Annotated in this window: 12 protein-coding genes and 1 pseudogene; 8 read left to right on the forward strand and 5 right to left on the reverse strand. The window is 71.5% G+C overall.

The features are described from left to right. Window positions 1-14: 14 nt before the first annotated feature. Both ACIP63_RS10375 and ACIP63_RS10380 read right to left on the reverse strand, forming a co-directional pair. The gene (locus tag ACIP63_RS10375) at window positions 15-1,349 is read right to left on the reverse strand and encodes a polysialyltransferase family glycosyltransferase (RefSeq protein ID WP_401513320.1); all 1,335 of its coding nucleotides are present in this window, start codon (window positions 1,347-1,349) and stop codon (window positions 15-17) included. Beyond that, window positions 1,346-2,329, reverse strand: a complete 984-nt coding sequence (locus ACIP63_RS10380) for a glycosyltransferase family 2 protein (RefSeq protein ID WP_401513323.1) — start codon at window positions 2,327-2,329, stop codon at window positions 1,346-1,348. Before ACIP63_RS10380 ends, ACIP63_RS10375 begins: the two co-directional genes overlap by 4 nt. Window positions 2,330-2,537: 208 nt before the next feature. On the opposite strand from ACIP63_RS10380, the gene ACIP63_RS10385 reads away from it, so the two are divergent. The 5 genes from ACIP63_RS10385 (at window position 2,538) to ACIP63_RS10405 (ending at window position 8,223) form a co-directional block, all read left to right on the forward strand. Next, a complete protein-coding gene (locus ACIP63_RS10385; RefSeq protein WP_401513325.1) occupies window positions 2,538-3,923 on the forward strand; it encodes a DUF6716 putative glycosyltransferase in 1,386 nt (461 codons plus the stop codon). A 20-nt stretch (window positions 3,924-3,943) separates the two neighbouring features. After that, window positions 3,944-5,185 carry a cytidylyltransferase domain-containing protein gene (locus tag ACIP63_RS10390; RefSeq protein ID WP_401513328.1) on the forward strand — a complete coding sequence of 414 codons (1,242 nt, stop codon included), beginning with the start codon at window positions 3,944-3,946 and terminating at the stop codon, window positions 5,183-5,185. 12 nt (window positions 5,186-5,197) lie between these two features. After that, on the forward strand, window positions 5,198-6,133 hold the full coding sequence (locus ACIP63_RS10395) for an N-acetylneuraminate synthase family protein (RefSeq protein WP_401513329.1): 936 nt from the start codon (window positions 5,198-5,200) through the stop codon (window positions 6,131-6,133). Between the two features lie 11 nt (window positions 6,134-6,144). Next, window positions 6,145-7,185, forward strand: coding sequence for a hypothetical protein (locus tag ACIP63_RS10400; protein ID WP_401513332.1), 1,041 nt, complete (start codon window positions 6,145-6,147; stop codon window positions 7,183-7,185). Between the two features lie 168 nt (window positions 7,186-7,353). Next, complete coding sequence (locus tag ACIP63_RS10405) at window positions 7,354-8,223, forward strand: hypothetical protein (RefSeq protein ID WP_401513335.1); 870 nt, start codon at window positions 7,354-7,356, stop codon at window positions 8,221-8,223. Window positions 8,224-8,423: 200 nt separating this feature from the next. Here ACIP63_RS10405 and ACIP63_RS10410 read toward each other — a convergent pair whose 3' ends face one another. The 3 genes from ACIP63_RS10410 to ACIP63_RS10420 all read right to left on the reverse strand — a co-directional run bounded on the left by ACIP63_RS10410 (window position 8,424) and on the right by ACIP63_RS10420 (window position 11,633). Further along, window positions 8,424-10,130 carry a serine/threonine-protein kinase gene (locus ACIP63_RS10410; RefSeq protein WP_401513338.1) on the reverse strand — a complete coding sequence of 569 codons (1,707 nt, stop codon included), beginning with the start codon at window positions 10,128-10,130 and terminating at the stop codon, window positions 8,424-8,426. Window positions 10,131-10,258: 128 nt separating this feature from the next. Continuing rightward, window positions 10,259-11,077 (reverse strand): SGNH/GDSL hydrolase family protein, encoded by an 819-nt coding sequence (locus ACIP63_RS10415; RefSeq protein ID WP_401513340.1) that lies wholly within the window; start codon window positions 11,075-11,077, stop codon window positions 10,259-10,261. Beyond that, window positions 11,064-11,633 (reverse strand): PadR family transcriptional regulator, encoded by a 570-nt coding sequence (locus ACIP63_RS10420; protein WP_401513341.1) that lies wholly within the window; start codon window positions 11,631-11,633, stop codon window positions 11,064-11,066. The genes ACIP63_RS10415 and ACIP63_RS10420 overlap by 14 nt, the downstream gene beginning before the upstream one ends. A gap of 260 nt (window positions 11,634-11,893) precedes the next feature. Between ACIP63_RS10420 and ACIP63_RS10425 the strand changes: the two genes are divergently transcribed. The 3 genes and pseudogenes from ACIP63_RS10425 (at window position 11,894) to ACIP63_RS10435 (ending at window position 14,199) form a co-directional block, all read left to right on the forward strand. Further along, entirely contained in the window at window positions 11,894-13,003 is a 1,110-nt protein-coding gene (locus ACIP63_RS10425) for a hypothetical protein (protein WP_401513343.1), read from the forward strand. Between the two features lie 414 nt (window positions 13,004-13,417). After that, window positions 13,418-13,657, forward strand: a pseudogene (locus tag ACIP63_RS10430) (hypothetical protein); the annotation flags it as partial. Continuing rightward, entirely contained in the window at window positions 13,642-14,199 is a 558-nt protein-coding gene (locus ACIP63_RS10435; RefSeq protein ID WP_401513345.1) for a GNAT family N-acetyltransferase, read from the forward strand. The pseudogene ACIP63_RS10430 and the gene ACIP63_RS10435, both read left to right, overlap by 16 nt. Window positions 14,200-14,273: the final 74 nt, after the last annotated feature.

Here is a 14,273-nt window from a genome sequence, read left to right on the forward strand (position 1 = left end):
GACGCCCGCGCGCCTCAGCGGCTCGCGCGCCGCTTCAGGGCCCGTGCGCGCCGCGCGAGCCGGCGCAGTGTGGCGTTCCGGCGGACGAAGGCGAGGCGGGCGGGGACGACGCCGGGAAGGGCCAGTGACCCGAGGCGGCGGCGTTTGAAGTAGCGCCAGGTCCGGGTGTTCAGACGGGTGGAGAGATAGCGCTCGGCGGCCGGGCGGAGGTCCGGACGGACGCGAGGCTGCATGGCGAAGGCGACGGCCGGCAGCAGGCCGTCGAGTGCCTCGGCCACCGTGGCCTCCGTCAGCGGCGGCCGGTCCGCCACGGCGGCGGCGTCGGCCAGGTCGGGCAGCAGGGCGTCGACGATCGTGACCGGGATCCTCGCCGGGTTCTCGTACGGGGTGAGGCGCTCCAGGAGGGTGCCGGTCCCGGTCCTCGCCACCGGCAGGCCGTAGTACGCGGCCGCGGTGAGCAGCGCCGTCGAGAACGTGCCGACGACGAGCGCGGGGCGCAGCCTCTCGTAGAGGACCTCGGCCGGGAGGGCGGAGTCCGGGACGGTCAGCTCGACACCGAGGCGTACGGCCTCCGCCCGCAGGGCCGCCACGGAGGGTGCGGGGCCGCCGGGGTGGGGCCGGAGGACGAGGTGGGTGTGGCCGAGGGCGGCCGTGCCGCGGATCATCCGCAGGTGGAGCTCCGTCTCCTCGGCGGCGGGGAGCGCCCCCGCCCCGGAGAGAAGCAGCACCGCGGCCCCCTGCGGGGCCCCGGACTCCGGTGCGGCCTCCGCGAGTTCGGCGAAGACCTTGAGCAGGGCCGCGACGGGCAGCGGGCGGGGTACGGCGTCGAACTCGCCCAGCAGCAGTGGTGTCAGGCCGGGGAGCAGGTCCGGGTGGATCAGCTGCCGGACGCGGGTGCCGATCAGCGGCGGGATCTTGCCCCCGGTCGGGCCGTAACCGGTCAGCCCGTCCGCGTACACGGTCACCGGCCCGCCGGTGAAGATCTGGGCGACGGCCTGGGCGGGGGAGGCGTGCGGGGACTCCAGGACCAGCTCGACCTCCTCGTCCCCGAGGTCCCACGCCCGCCGCAGGTGGCGTTCCCACAGGGGTACGTCGTCGGGCCTGGGGGCCCAGGCGCCCGGGTGCAGCGGGAAGACGGCGTCGTTCCACGAACGCACCTCGTCGAAGCGGGAGCGCAGCCGCCCGAACCCGGGTGTCGCGTCGACCGGGAGCGTCGCCTCGGGGACCGCCGTGTTGTCGCTCAGCAGGAGGACGCGGCGTCCGGAGCTCTCGAAGCAGCCCGAGTCGAGTGCCGCGGCGAGCACCGCCGTGCCGTGGAGGCCGGAGGCGACGAAGATCTGGACGGTCACGCGGCGGTCGCTCCCTCGGTGACGGCGGACCGGCGGCGCAGCTTGCGCAGCACGGTCGCCCTTTCGGTGTCCATCGAGTCCAGGACGTCGTCGAGCACGCGCCGGGGCATGTTTCCGAGTGCCGCCGAGGCGAGTGATCTGAGCGTGCGGGCCACGGACGGTTCGAATTTCTCCATGGATCCGACGTGATGCGAAATAACGGCGCAGTAGGTCCGCACGGCTTTCGGCATCAGGATGTCGGCGTCGCGGTCCTTCGCGGTATCCGCCACCACCTGGTCATATGCGCGAATGAAATCGAGCTGGCGTTCATCCCCGATCTGGGTGAGGGATGAAGCGACTCCCCGCCGGTAGAAATGACCCAGCGTTCCCAGGACCGCGAAGGATTCCGCCTCCCGGTGCAGCCGCCAGATCCACGGACGGTCCTCGGCGGTGCGCAGCCCGTCGGTGAAATGCAGCAGCCCCCGGTCCAGCAGACCGCGGTGGTAGAGCCCCGCCCAGGCGAAGGCGTAGTCGACCGAGGTCGTCCGGTCGGCCGGCAGGATCGCTTCCCTGGGGTCGCCCACCACCCCGCGCAGGCCGTGCGGGACCCGGCGCACCGTGCGGGACGTGCCGGTGACCTGGACGTGGTCCGTGCGCACGAACGCGCAGCCCAGGGCCTCGGCCCGGGCGAGCAGACGGTCGTAGTGGCCGGGTGCGAGCCAGTCGTCGCCGTCGAGGAAGGCGATGTACTCGCCCCGGGCGGCGTCCAGGCCGGTGTTGCGGGCGGTGGCCAGGCCGGCGTTGCGCTCATGCCGGTGCACGACCACCCCCTCGATCTCGTCCTGGGCCCGGCGCAACAGCTCCGGCGTCCCGTCGGTCGAGCAGTCGTCGACGAGGATGAACTCGAAATCCTCGCGGGTATTGGACCGCAGACTTCTGAGTGTGTCGGGTGCGTATGCCTGGACGTTGTAGAACGGCACGATGACGGAGAGCTTGACCACCCGCATCACGCTAGGGGCGGCCCCGGCATTTGCCCTGACTCCCGCCCGTACGGAAAGTGAACGGAACGCATCGGGAAAGTGAACCGGCCTGCCCGAGAGGCCGATTCGGACCCCGGAACGGCCGAATCCCCAATCGTCGACCGGCTGTTAACCATCTGTTGCCATCACGTTGGGCCGCGGATCGAAATGGCTTCCTAGCTTTTACGACGTGCCCCCCCGTACCGATGACGCGGCCCCTCCGGCCGCCACACCAGCAGCCGGCCGCCCGGCCCTCCGCATCGCCGTGCTCGCCGACTCCGACACCCGGTGGAAGTGGGGCGCGCTCACCGCGCGCCGCCTCTCCGCCGCCCCGGAGTCCGGAGCGGCGGGGCGCCCCGTGGAGATCAGCGGACTGCTGCTGCGTGGCCGGGCCACCCCGACGCCCCGCCAGCTCGCCGAAGTGGGCGAGGTCGGCGTCGACGCCGACCGGGTGCGCGAGGTGACAGCCGTCGAGTTCCTGCACACGGTGCGGGACGAGGCGTACGACGTCGTCGTCCTCGCCCTCGTGGGCGGCGCGGTCCAGGCGATGCTGCACGGCCTGGCCGCACTGGACCTGCCCCGCAGGCCCGTCGTCGTCACCGGCTACGTCGGGGTCGTCTACGAGAAGCTCGCCGACGGACTGCTGCTGCGCCACGGCGCGGACGTCGTCCTCGCCAACTCCCGCCACGACGGGGAGCGGTTCCGCGCGGTGTACGAAGGGGTCGGCGCCGACGCGTCGTCCGTCACGGAGGCCGCCCTGCCGTTCCTCGGCGGGGAGCCGCACCGGGCGCAGGAGGGCCGCGACACCGTCGTGTTCGCCGCCCAGCCGTCCGTGCCGGCCTCCCGCGCCGACCGCACCTACCTGCTGCGCCGGCTCGTCGAGCACGCCCGGCTGCACCCCGCCCGCGAGGTGCTGCTGAAGCTGCGCTCCAAGCCCGGCGAGCACACCACGCACATCGAGGAGCTGCCCTACCAGCGGCTCGCCGAGCGGATCCCCGGCGGCCTCCCGCCGAACTTCCGCCTGGTGTACGGGCACATGGGCGAGGTCCTGGACCGCACCGACCTGCTGGTCACCGTGTCCTCGACCGCCGCACTGGAGTCCCTGCACCGGCGGATCCCGACCGCGATCCTCTCCGACCTCGGCGTACGCGAGGCCCTCGGCAACCACCACTTCATCGGATCGGGACTGATCACGTCCTGGGACCACCTCGACGGCGGCCTCCGCCCCGAGCCCGACGAGGAGTGGCTCTCCGGCCAGGGCGTCGCCGCCGACGGCACCTACGGGACGGCCTACGACACCGCCCGCGCCCGGGTGGCGGCGCTGCTCGCCGCCGGGCCGCTTCCCCGCCTCGCCCCCTACTACACGCCCGCCACCGCGCCCGGATACCTCCCCGGCATCCTCGCCCGCTACCACCTGGGCCCCGACGGCCACCCGCTTCCGGGCGCCGTCACCCCCAAGGAGACGGGCCGGGTCCGGGGCGCGGTCCGCGAGACCGTACGCAACGCGGCGCGCGGCGCCTACCGCCACGGCGTCCAGCGGGTCGCCCCCGTGATCCGGCGGATGGGCGAGCTGTGACCACCGATTCAGGAGCACCCATGACCCCGCCCCCCACCGTCCTCGCCGTGATCCCCGCCCGCGGCGGATCCAAGGGCGTGCCCGCGAAGAACCTCGCCCGTGTCGGCGGCGTACCGCTCGTCGCCCGCGCCGTCCGCGCCTGCCTCGCGTCGCCCGAGGTCACGGACGTCGTCGTCACCACCGACGACCCGGCCATCTCCGCGGCGGCCGTCGCCGCCGCGGAGGCCCTGGGAGAGGGCTCCCGGCTGCACTGCGTGCAGCGCCCCGCCGCGATCGCGGGCGACACGGCCACCAGCGAGGACGCGGTCCTGCACGCCCTGCACAGCTACGAGACGACGACGCACGGCCGGAAGGCCGACGTGGTGCTCCTGGTCCAGTGCACGAGCCCCTTCATCACCCGCGAGGACATCGACGGAGTCGCCACCGCGGTCGCCCGCGACGGCGCCGACACCGCCGTCACCGTGGCGCCCTTCCACGGCTTCGTGTGGCGCGACGGCAGCGCGGTCGAGGAGGACACCTACGGCGTCAACCACGACAAGGCCGTACGCCCCCGCCGTCAGGACCGGCCCCAGGACTACCTGGAGACCGGCGCCGCTTACGCCATGGACGTCGAGGGCTTCCGCGCCCACCGCCACCGCTTCTTCGGCCACACGGCGCTCGTGCCGACCGACCCGGCCCGGGTCCTGGAGATCGACGACCCGCACGACCTGGCCCGCGCCCGCGCCCTCGCACCGCTCCTGGACCCCTCGCCCTTCCCCACCCTGGCGGACATCGACGCCGTCGTCCTCGACTTCGACGGCACGCAGACCGACGACCGCGTCCTCATCGACTCCGACGGCCGCGAGATCGTCTCCGTGCACCGCGGCGACGGCCTCGGCGTCGCCGCCCTGCGCCGGGCCGGCGTACCGCTCCTGATCCTGTCCACGGAACAGAACCCGGTCGTCGCCGCCCGCGCCCGCAAACTCCAGGTCCCCGTCCTGCACGGCATCGACCGCAAGGACCTGGCACTCAAGCAGTGGTGCGAGGAGCAGTCCATCGCTCCCGACCGCGTGCTCTACGTCGGCAACGACGTCAACGACCTGGCCTGCTTCGGCCTGGCGGGCTGGCCCGTCGCCGTCGCGAGCGCCCACGACTCGGTACGCGCCGCCGCGCGCGCCGTGACCACCAACCCCGGCGGCTCCGGCGCCATCCGCGAGATCGCGGCCTGGCTGCTGGGCCCCACCCTCTCCACCGGAACCCCTGCCACCACCCCCACCAAGTAAGGACGCACCACCATGAGCAACGCCTCCCGTCTGCGCACGTTCGGCTCCCGCACCGCCGGCCCCGGCCACCCCGTCTACGTCACCGGCGAGATCGGCATCAACCACAACGGCGACCTCGACAACGCCATCGCGCTGATCGACGTGGCCGCCGAAGCCGGCTGCGACGCGGTCAAGTTCCAGAAGCGCACCCCGGAGATCTGCACCCCGCGCGACCAGTGGGACATCGAGCGCGACACCCCCTGGGGCCGGATGACGTACATCGACTACCGCCACCGCGTCGAGTTCGGCGAGGCCGAGTACACCGCCATCGCCGAGCACTGCGCCGAGCGCGGCATCGACTGGTTCGCCTCCCCGTGGGACACCGAGGCCGTCGCCTTCCTGGAGAAGTTCGACGTCCCCGCGCACAAGGTCGCCTCCGCCTCCCTCACCGACGACGAGCTGCTCCGCGCCCTGCGCGCCACCGGCCGCACCGTCATCCTCTCCACCGGCATGTCGACGCCGAAGCAGATCCGCCACGCGGTCGAGGTCCTCGGCAGCGACAACATCCTGCTCTGCCACGCCACCTCGACATACCCGGCGAAGGCCGAGGAGCTCAACCTGCGGGTCATCAACACCCTGCAGCAGGAGTACCCGAACGTCCCGATCGGCTACAGCGGCCACGAGACGGGCCTGCAGACGACCCTCGCCGCCGTCGCGCTGGGCGCCACCTTCGTCGAGCGCCACATCACCCTGGACCGCGCCATGTGGGGCTCCGACCAGGCCGCCTCCGTCGAGCCGCAGGGCCTCACGCGCCTCGTACGCGACATCCGCACCATCGAGGCGTCGCTCGGCGACGGAGTCAAGAAGGTGTACGAGTCCGAGCTCGGCCCGATGAAGAAGCTCCGCCGGGTCGCGGGCGTCGTCGCCGAGGGCGAGAACGCGCCGGCCGCCGAGCCGGTCGCGGTCTGACGGGCCGACCGGTGAACCTCGCCTTCGTCGAGAGCCCGGTCCAGCTCCTGAACGTCCTGGAGTGGACCCACACCCGGGGAGGAACCGACACCACGGTCGTCGTCCTCCCCCCGGTCGACCCGATGTCGCGCGGACAGCTGCGCAGGATGGCGGAGCTGGCACGCGACGAGGGCATCACCGTCCGCTGGCAGGAGGCGCGCGGGGAGACCGGCGCGCCTCTGAAGGCCCTGCGGGCGCTGACCGGCCTGATCCGCAAGGCCGACCGCATCGTCATCGGGGACCCCTTCTCCCGGTACGTGCAGCTGCTCCTCACCCTGGTCCGGGCCCGCCGGATCACGGTCGTCGACGACGGCACCGCCACCATGGAGTTCGTCGCCCAACTGGCGCGCGGCGAACGCCTGGTGCGCTGGCACCGCCGGGGGAGCGGAGGCCCGCGCGAACTGCTCCTGGCCCCGGTCACCACCGCGGCCCGCCGCAGCTTCACCCCGTCGGCGTCCCGCACCGTCGAGGTGTTCACCGCGATGCCGGTGGAGGCCCCCGAGGGAGTCGACGTCACGGCGAACACCTTCGCCTGGACGCGGGCGCGCTTCGGCCCGCCCCTCATCACCAAGGGCGCCGACCTGGTCGGCACCTCCCTCGTGGAGACCGGCGTGGTCGACCCCGTCCCGTACGAGGAGGCGGTCACCTCGCTGGCCCGTGCTCACGGCGCGACCCGCTACTTCGCCCACCGCCGCGAGTCCGCGGACAAGCTCCACGCCCTGGAAGCCGCCACCGGCCTGGAGATAGTCCGCCCCGATCTGCCGCTGGAACTCATCGCCCGCCGAGGCCCGATCGGCCACACGGTGCTGAGCTTCCCGTCCACCGTGGTCCACACGCTCCCGCTGGCCCTGGCGGGCACGGGCGTGAAGGTCGCGGTGTGCGACATAGCGCCTGAGTGGCTCCGCGACACGGCGTCCCCGCGTGCCCAGGGCTTCCTGAGCGGAGTCACGGAGACGGCCAAGGACGTGCAGCGGCTCGCCCCTTGGCGGGCCACGGCGGTGGCGGAGGGCTGAGGGCGGTTGCCGGTTCCGTGCACTGCGGCGAGCGGCGCCCCGATAGTCTGCACGCCGTGACGATCACGACCGCACCGACTGCCTCCATGCCCGTCAGCGGCATGGCCCGACCTGGAGTCTGAGCGGATGCCCCACTCGCCGGCACCCCGTGACACGGGGAACCTGCCCGTGCTCAGCGCACCTCCGCTGATCCGTCTCGACGCGTACGTGGCCGAGGACGGTTCGACGGTGGTCAACGGCCATCTGCTGGAGATGGGCGGCACGCGCCCGCCCAACGAGGCGATCCTCGACGCCGTGGCCATGTTCGCCCGCACCCTGGGGGCCCCGGTGGCGGCGACCGTCATCGACCGCAGCGTGCGGCAGGTGGCCCGGCTCCGGGTGTACCCCGACGGCTCCAGCCGGACCATAGGCGAGGAGGAGGACCTGCCGCCCGGGCGCGAGCGAACCACCGCGGAGGAAGAGGCATTTCCTCCGCTCGCCCGCGTCGAGCGGATCATTCAGCACGCCCGGCGCGAGGAGCTTCACGCCGCGTTCGTCCTCGCCGGCGCACTGCGGGAGCACCTGACGCTGCGCCGGGGAGCGGAGGACGAACTGTCGCTGGAGGCCAGGGCGATCGAGGCGTACATCGCCTATCTCCGCGGCGACTACATGGCTTCCACCATCCTCGCGCTGACCGTCGCGCGCATCCGCTGCCGCACCGACCTGAACCGGTCCGTGCCCGAGGTGGCCCGTGCCACCGCGGCGTGGCAACGACTGCGGGACGAGGGCCAGATAGCGACCCGGGGGAAGGAACTGCTGCACATGTGGGAGCGGTTGTCCGCGGAGGGCCTGCTGCGAGAACCGTCCCACCACGCCATGGCCCAGGCCGTCCGGAGCCGGATCGAACAGGGCAGCCCCTACGTGCACGGGCCGGCCCCCGCCCCCGCGGCGGCCCTGACAGCGGCTCAGGGCCCGGCCGCCCCCGAGGACGAACCTCTCAGGCCCACCCGGAGGGGGTTACGGCGCTTCACCAGGCGACCGGGCCGGTCGGACGACTGAACCGGCCCACCGCCCCTTACGTCAGTTGATCGTGCTCACCGGTCGGTACGACACCGAAGACGACGGTCGCGCCGACGGACGGTTCCTGTGTACAGATCTTCCAGGCCGCCTCGTCGGTGACGTCACGTCATGGTCCCCCCAAGGACGAATGCGATCAGCGCACACGATGCACGACGAGGGCACGACCCACGCGCGAAGCGCTACCGGCCTGCGGTCCGCCAGACGGTCAGGTCCCCTGTGAGGAAGGCGATGTCCGGGAGAGCGGTCGACTTCGTCTGGATCACGTACAGCCCGATGTTGCCCTCGTCGTCCTTCATGCAGATTTCGGTACCGGCCGCCGCTGCGGCCAGCGTCCAGCTGTGCTTCGCGGCGCTCCCGAGCATGAGACGGCACTCGTCGAGGGTCGTGCCATGTCCTCCGAAGATCTGCATGAACACGACGTTGTCGCTCTTCAGTTCGCAGCCGGCCTGCTCACAACCGAAGCGGATGTCGCCCTTTCGGCCCTTCAGCTCCGGCTCGGAGTTGTTGAGGCTCAGCGAGTTCTTCGCGTCCAGCCATACCCCGGGGAACCCCTCAGGCCGCGGATCCTGGGCCGAGCCCGATGGGAACACGGCGTCGTCGGACGCGTCCTCACCGGCCCCGACCGCCGGCTGATCCGAGGCACCCGACCGATCCGGAGAGGGGCCCGTCGACGATTTCGGTGCGGATGCCGAGGAGCCTGCGGCCGGTCCCGTCGCGGACACCGTGGGGCCGGCCGTGTCCCGGTCGCCGATCCGGTCCATCGCGTCCATGGCCGACCAGGCCAGCGCCACCGCGGCAAGCACCCCTCCCACGACACCGGCGGTCGCGATCAGCGCTGTGCGCCGCCTGCGGGCCTTGCGCTGCTCCGGCGTCGGCGTCGGCCACGTGAACTGCTGCTGCGGAAGCACATGGGCGAGCGTGGGCACCGGCGTCCGCGGCTCGGTCGGATACGGCGCCGGTACCGCCGGCTGCGGGTAGGCCGGGGTCGGCTCCGGTACGGGCGCCGGGACCACGGGCTCCGGCCCGGTGACCTCCCGCCACACCGCCGGCCCGCCGCCCCCGTCGGCGTCCGCCCCCAGCCGGTCCCGGCACCATTCCACGACCTCCTCCGGCGTCGCCCGCGCGGCCGGGTCGGAGGCCAGGCAACGGGTGAACAGCGGACGCAGCGACTGGGGCAGCAAGGACACGTCGGGTTCGGAGTGCACGATCCGGTACAGCACGTTGACGGCCGGACCGTCGCCGTAGAGCGGCTTCCCGAGCAGCGCGAACGCCGTGGTCTGGGCGAGCGCGAAGACGTCGGTCGCCGCCGTGATCTCACCCCCGGAGGCCTGTTCCGGGGCCATGAAGGAGGGCGTGCCGATCATGCCACCGGTCGCGGTGTACGAGGTCCCGTCGGCGGCCAGCGCGATACCGAAGTCGATCACCCGCGGCCCGTCGGCGGCCAGCAGCACGTTCGACGGCTTCAGGTCGCGGTGCACGATGCCCTCGGCGTGGATGGCCTGCAGGGCCTCGGCCACCCCTGCCATCAGCCACAGCGCCGCGGGCACCGGCAGGGGCCCGCTCCGGGTCACCGCCTCCGTCAGCGACGGGCCCGGCACATACAGCGTGGCCAGCCACGGCGGTACGCCCTCCGCGTCGGCGTCGATCAGCTCGGCGGTGTACGCACCCCGGACCCGTCGGGCTGCTTTGATCTCCCGGCCGAACCGACGCCGGAAGTCCGGATCGTCGGCCAGCTCCGGCCGCACGACCTTGATCGCCACGGGGCGGCCGCCCTGGGTGTGCGACAGATACACCCGCCCCATGCCACCGGCACCCAGCCGCGCTGCGAGCCGATAGCCCGCCACCAGGGGCGGGTCGTCAGCCTGAAGTGGCTCGAAGACATCCATCGCATGGCTCATCAGCCCTGTAACCCCCCACGGTGATGCGTTGGCCAACGGCAGCAGCCTAAGCGGGTTGTTCGGGTGCCCCGCCACGGGATCTCCACATGACCGGATACCGAGGCGGAGGGCCGCCCCTACGCCGGCTGCTGTCGACCGGTGTCCGCGGGGGAGACGGGCGTAGCGCGCAGGGGCTGGAGCAGGGGGCGTTTCGCGGTACGGCCGTCACCGGAGGACCGGCCGCGCAGACGGCGCCCGAGCCAGGGGCCGAGGAAGCCGGCGGCCCAGCGCACTTCGGCACCCGCCGCTTGCCAACGCGAAGGAAGCCGCTGTTCGGGCAGGGGGCGGGTCCAGGCGTCGTCGCTTCCGGGCAGCTGGATGGCCTGGGCGGCAGCGGCGGCGATCCGTTCGTGACCGAGAGGGCTGGTGTGGAGCCGGTCCGTGCTCCACAGACGCGGATCGGCGGCGGCGGCGTGCAGGTCGATCTCGGCGACCGCGACCCCATGACGGGCGGCCGCGGCGCGGATGTGGGCGTTGAGGTCGAACACGCGGCCTTGGACCGGCCGGGCAAGGGGCGCGATCTTCCCTATGTCGGGAAAGGTCATCGTCACCACCCGGGCCCCGGCAGCGGTGAGTTCGGCGAACATCTCCTCCAGGTGCCCAGCCACCTCCGCGGCGTCGAACCGGGGCCGGAGCACGTCGTTGACCCCGGCGACGACGCTGGCAAGATCGGGCCGCAGGGCCAGGGCGGGCCCCAGCTGCTCGGCGTGGACCTGGCCCGCGACACGCCCGCGTACGGCCAGGTTCGCGTACTGGAGACCGGGGTTGACGGCGGCGAGCTGCTCCGCGAGCCGGTCGGCCCAGCCGCGCAGTCCGACGGTGTCGTCCCCGTCGCCGACACCCTCGGTCTGACTGTCGCCCAGGGCGACGTAGCGCACGTATTCACCGCTCGGCACGGGTGGACTGCCTTTCCTTGAGGACGGCCGCGATCCGCAGGCACCAGTCCCGGTGCTCCTGCTCGAAGGAGAGGCCGCGCAGGCACGTCAGGTACGGTCCGATCCGCTCGCCGTGGAGGAGGAACTCCTCCTCCTCCACGTCACCGCGGAGCTGCCGCAGGAGCTTGCCGAGCAGCTCGATCTTGCCCTCGGCCGCGGACGCCCGGTCCTGGAGCTGGCCGATCACCGACTCCGTGCCGACACGGTCGGCGACCTGCACCTTGACGAGCAGGTCGTCGCGGATGGACGAGGGCTTCGACGAGGCTGCGGCGAAGTCCTCCAGCTCGGCGCGACCGGCGTCGGTGACCTGGAACAGGCGTTTGTTGGGCCGGGTCTCCTGGACCACCTGCCGGCCCGCGATCAGCCCTTCCTTCTCCAGCTTGCTCAGCTCGGCGTACAGCTGCTGCGGCAGGGCGTGCCAGAAGTTCGCGACGCCGATGTCGAACGCCTTCGTCAACTGATATCCGCTGTACTCGCCGTCCAGCAGCGCCGCCAGCACCGCGTGTCGCAAGGCCATGGAGGCACCCCCTTCCCTCTCCCTCCCGCATCATACTAAAGAATCTGACTAATCAAATTATTGAATACCGAGAAAAGGTCGAGCGCGGCGGTCTGCGCGCCACGCACTTGCGTGGCGTGCACGGCTCAGGGCCCGTTCTCCCGGGACACTGCCCGTGGTCGTCGCCGAGCTTGCGCGGCGAGGTCCGCGTGGTCGGTCGGCACAGACCGCACCTGGCAGAAGGACAGGACATGGTCACACGCAGAGGATTCATCGACGGAATGTCGGCCGCTGGTGCCGCAACACTCTTCGGTACCACCCCGTCGGCCGCCGCCCCTTCGATCGCCGGCGCGAAGGAGGCGGACGCCCAGCTGAAGGCGCGCGACGCGATGCGCGCCGCCAACGTCGGTATGCGGTCGAGCTATGCCGCACTCAAATCCGCACTGATCAGCCGCCTGAGTCCCGTGATCGTCGTCCAGAACGATGCCACGGGCGGCAGGTTCACGCTGATCCATCAGGGCAGCGAACGGAAATCAGTGAGCCCCGTGCCCGAGCTGTTCGAGCTGGCGAAGTCGATCAGCCATGTACCACAGGGGATCTTCTCGATCATCGCGGCGTACTTGAGCGACAAGGTGCCCAACGTCCCCAACGCCGACCGCATCGACCCCCACGACCTGGACATGGTCGCGTCGGAGGGGCCCCAGGCGGACGGCTGGACCCGCCCACTCCAGGGCTACGCCGCCACACTCAGGACTGCACGCCGACAGCTCGGGAAAGCCGGTCTGCCACAGGAGCTGGAAGCTTCCTGCGGGAAGATCCTCGACGAAGCACTCACGTTCATCGGTGATTCCGTGAAGAACGGAGCGTTCGACATCGCGTCGTTCGAGGAGTTCTCGGGCAGGACCTACCCCAGTATCCGCGTGAACATGAAGTTCGCGGCCGAGGCGCAGATCTCCGGTGTGGAAGGTCTCATGCGCAAGTGGCGGGTCGAGATCGGTGAGGAGGCATGGAAGGACCTGTACACGGTCGTGCTCTCGATCTGGACGACGTCCGAGCTCAACCAGGCTTCGATCATCATCAGACGATGCATGAATCCGGCGAAGGTCGCCACCCACCTGATCGACCTGCCGACCGTCGAAGTCCCTCGGGACCCGATCTTCGTCGCTCTGGACAACCTCGCCCGGATCGTTCAGGACAATGTCTCAGCAGAGATGGTCTTCCCCACTGATCCGGTGGTCGCGGACGCTTTCAAGGGCAAGGAGGACTTGCTCTCCGTCGAAATCCTGCATCAGACCGGGGCGACGGCGGGGGCGCCCACCACTGCCTCCCGCCCGCCGGGCGGCTCCGGTTGTCCGGTTCGGGAGGCGGCGGCCCCGCTCCCAGTGTCCTGAGGTGCCACCGCGTGCTTCCGTCGGACGAAGCCGGCGGCCCGGAGGCGGAGCCATGGATGGAGAAGGTCCGTCGCCAGGAACGTACCGATCGCCCGGGGCTGACATGCCCGTTGGACCAGGGGGAGCGGCCACTGTTGAAGCAGCTTGTTCACCTCGCCAGGGGGCTCACGATTCCGCTTGGGTGGTGTATCCAGGTGCGCTGGCCGTCAGGTCTGACGGTAAGACCGAAGCGGGATGCGTCAGGTCTGCCGACCGCGACGTATTCGCTGTGCACGGCCTCGATTTCTTCCCACACGTCGCGCTGTCCGTACTGCCATACCTGCTCGCCTGTCGCCGTGTACGTCGCCGAGCCGTCCTTCCCGCGCCCCCACACCTGGACGGTTCCTCCGTTCCGTGCGTGCTGCATCCAGACGTCGCAGAAACCGGGCCCTGGCCACCGCCCGGCTCGCGCTGACACAACTGCATCAGCGTGATGCCGACCAGGCGTGTTCCACGGCCTCGGGGGTCTTCGAACTGATGGCGGGCACGCCGATCCCCGGGCGGATGCGGTCCCTGCTCGGCGACTTCTACCGGGACTTGATCACCCTTGCGCCGGACGCGGGGATCGCCCGAGAGTGGGGGGACCGCTACCGATCCGAATGGAGCCGAGCTTGAACGCCGCCGACCTGGACGTACGACGCTTCGGTCACGACGATCTCCAGCAGATCAGGCAGGCGCTGATCGACGTGCACGCCGACGCCTATGCGGACGCCATGGACGACGAGTTCAACCAGCGGTTCCCCTGGTTCGTCGACCACTGGGGCGGTAGCCCGGAGTTCTCCTGTGTGATCGCCTTCGACGGGGAAGAGGCCGTGGCCTTCGCGTACGGAGCGCCCTCGACCCCGAAGCGTGAGTGGTGGCGTGACCACCTTGACCCCGCCCCCGGCCGGGACCGCACGTACTCCTTCTCCGAACTGGCCGTTCGTACGAAGTGGCGCAAGGCCGGGGTCTCCGAGCTGGTCACCCGGGCGCTTCTCCACGGGCGAGAGGAGGATCTGGTCGTGCTGCTCGTGGATGCCCGGCATCCCCGGGTGCAGGCGATGTACGAGGCTTGGGGCTTCCGGAAGGTCGGGGAACGGCAGCCCTTTCCGGACTCTCCGGTGTACGCCGTCATGCTGGCCGAATTGCCCCTCCACAGCGATGAGGGACGGCTGTAGGAGCACGCTCGAAGCGGAGGGCCCGAAGCTCGGCCCCCGAGTCTCGACCTCCGAGCGTCGGGTCCGGGCGGTTC

The sequence above is a fragment of the Streptomyces sp. NPDC088746 genome, from assembly GCF_044751065.1.
Classification (GTDB): domain Bacteria; phylum Actinomycetota; class Actinomycetes; order Streptomycetales; family Streptomycetaceae; genus Streptomyces.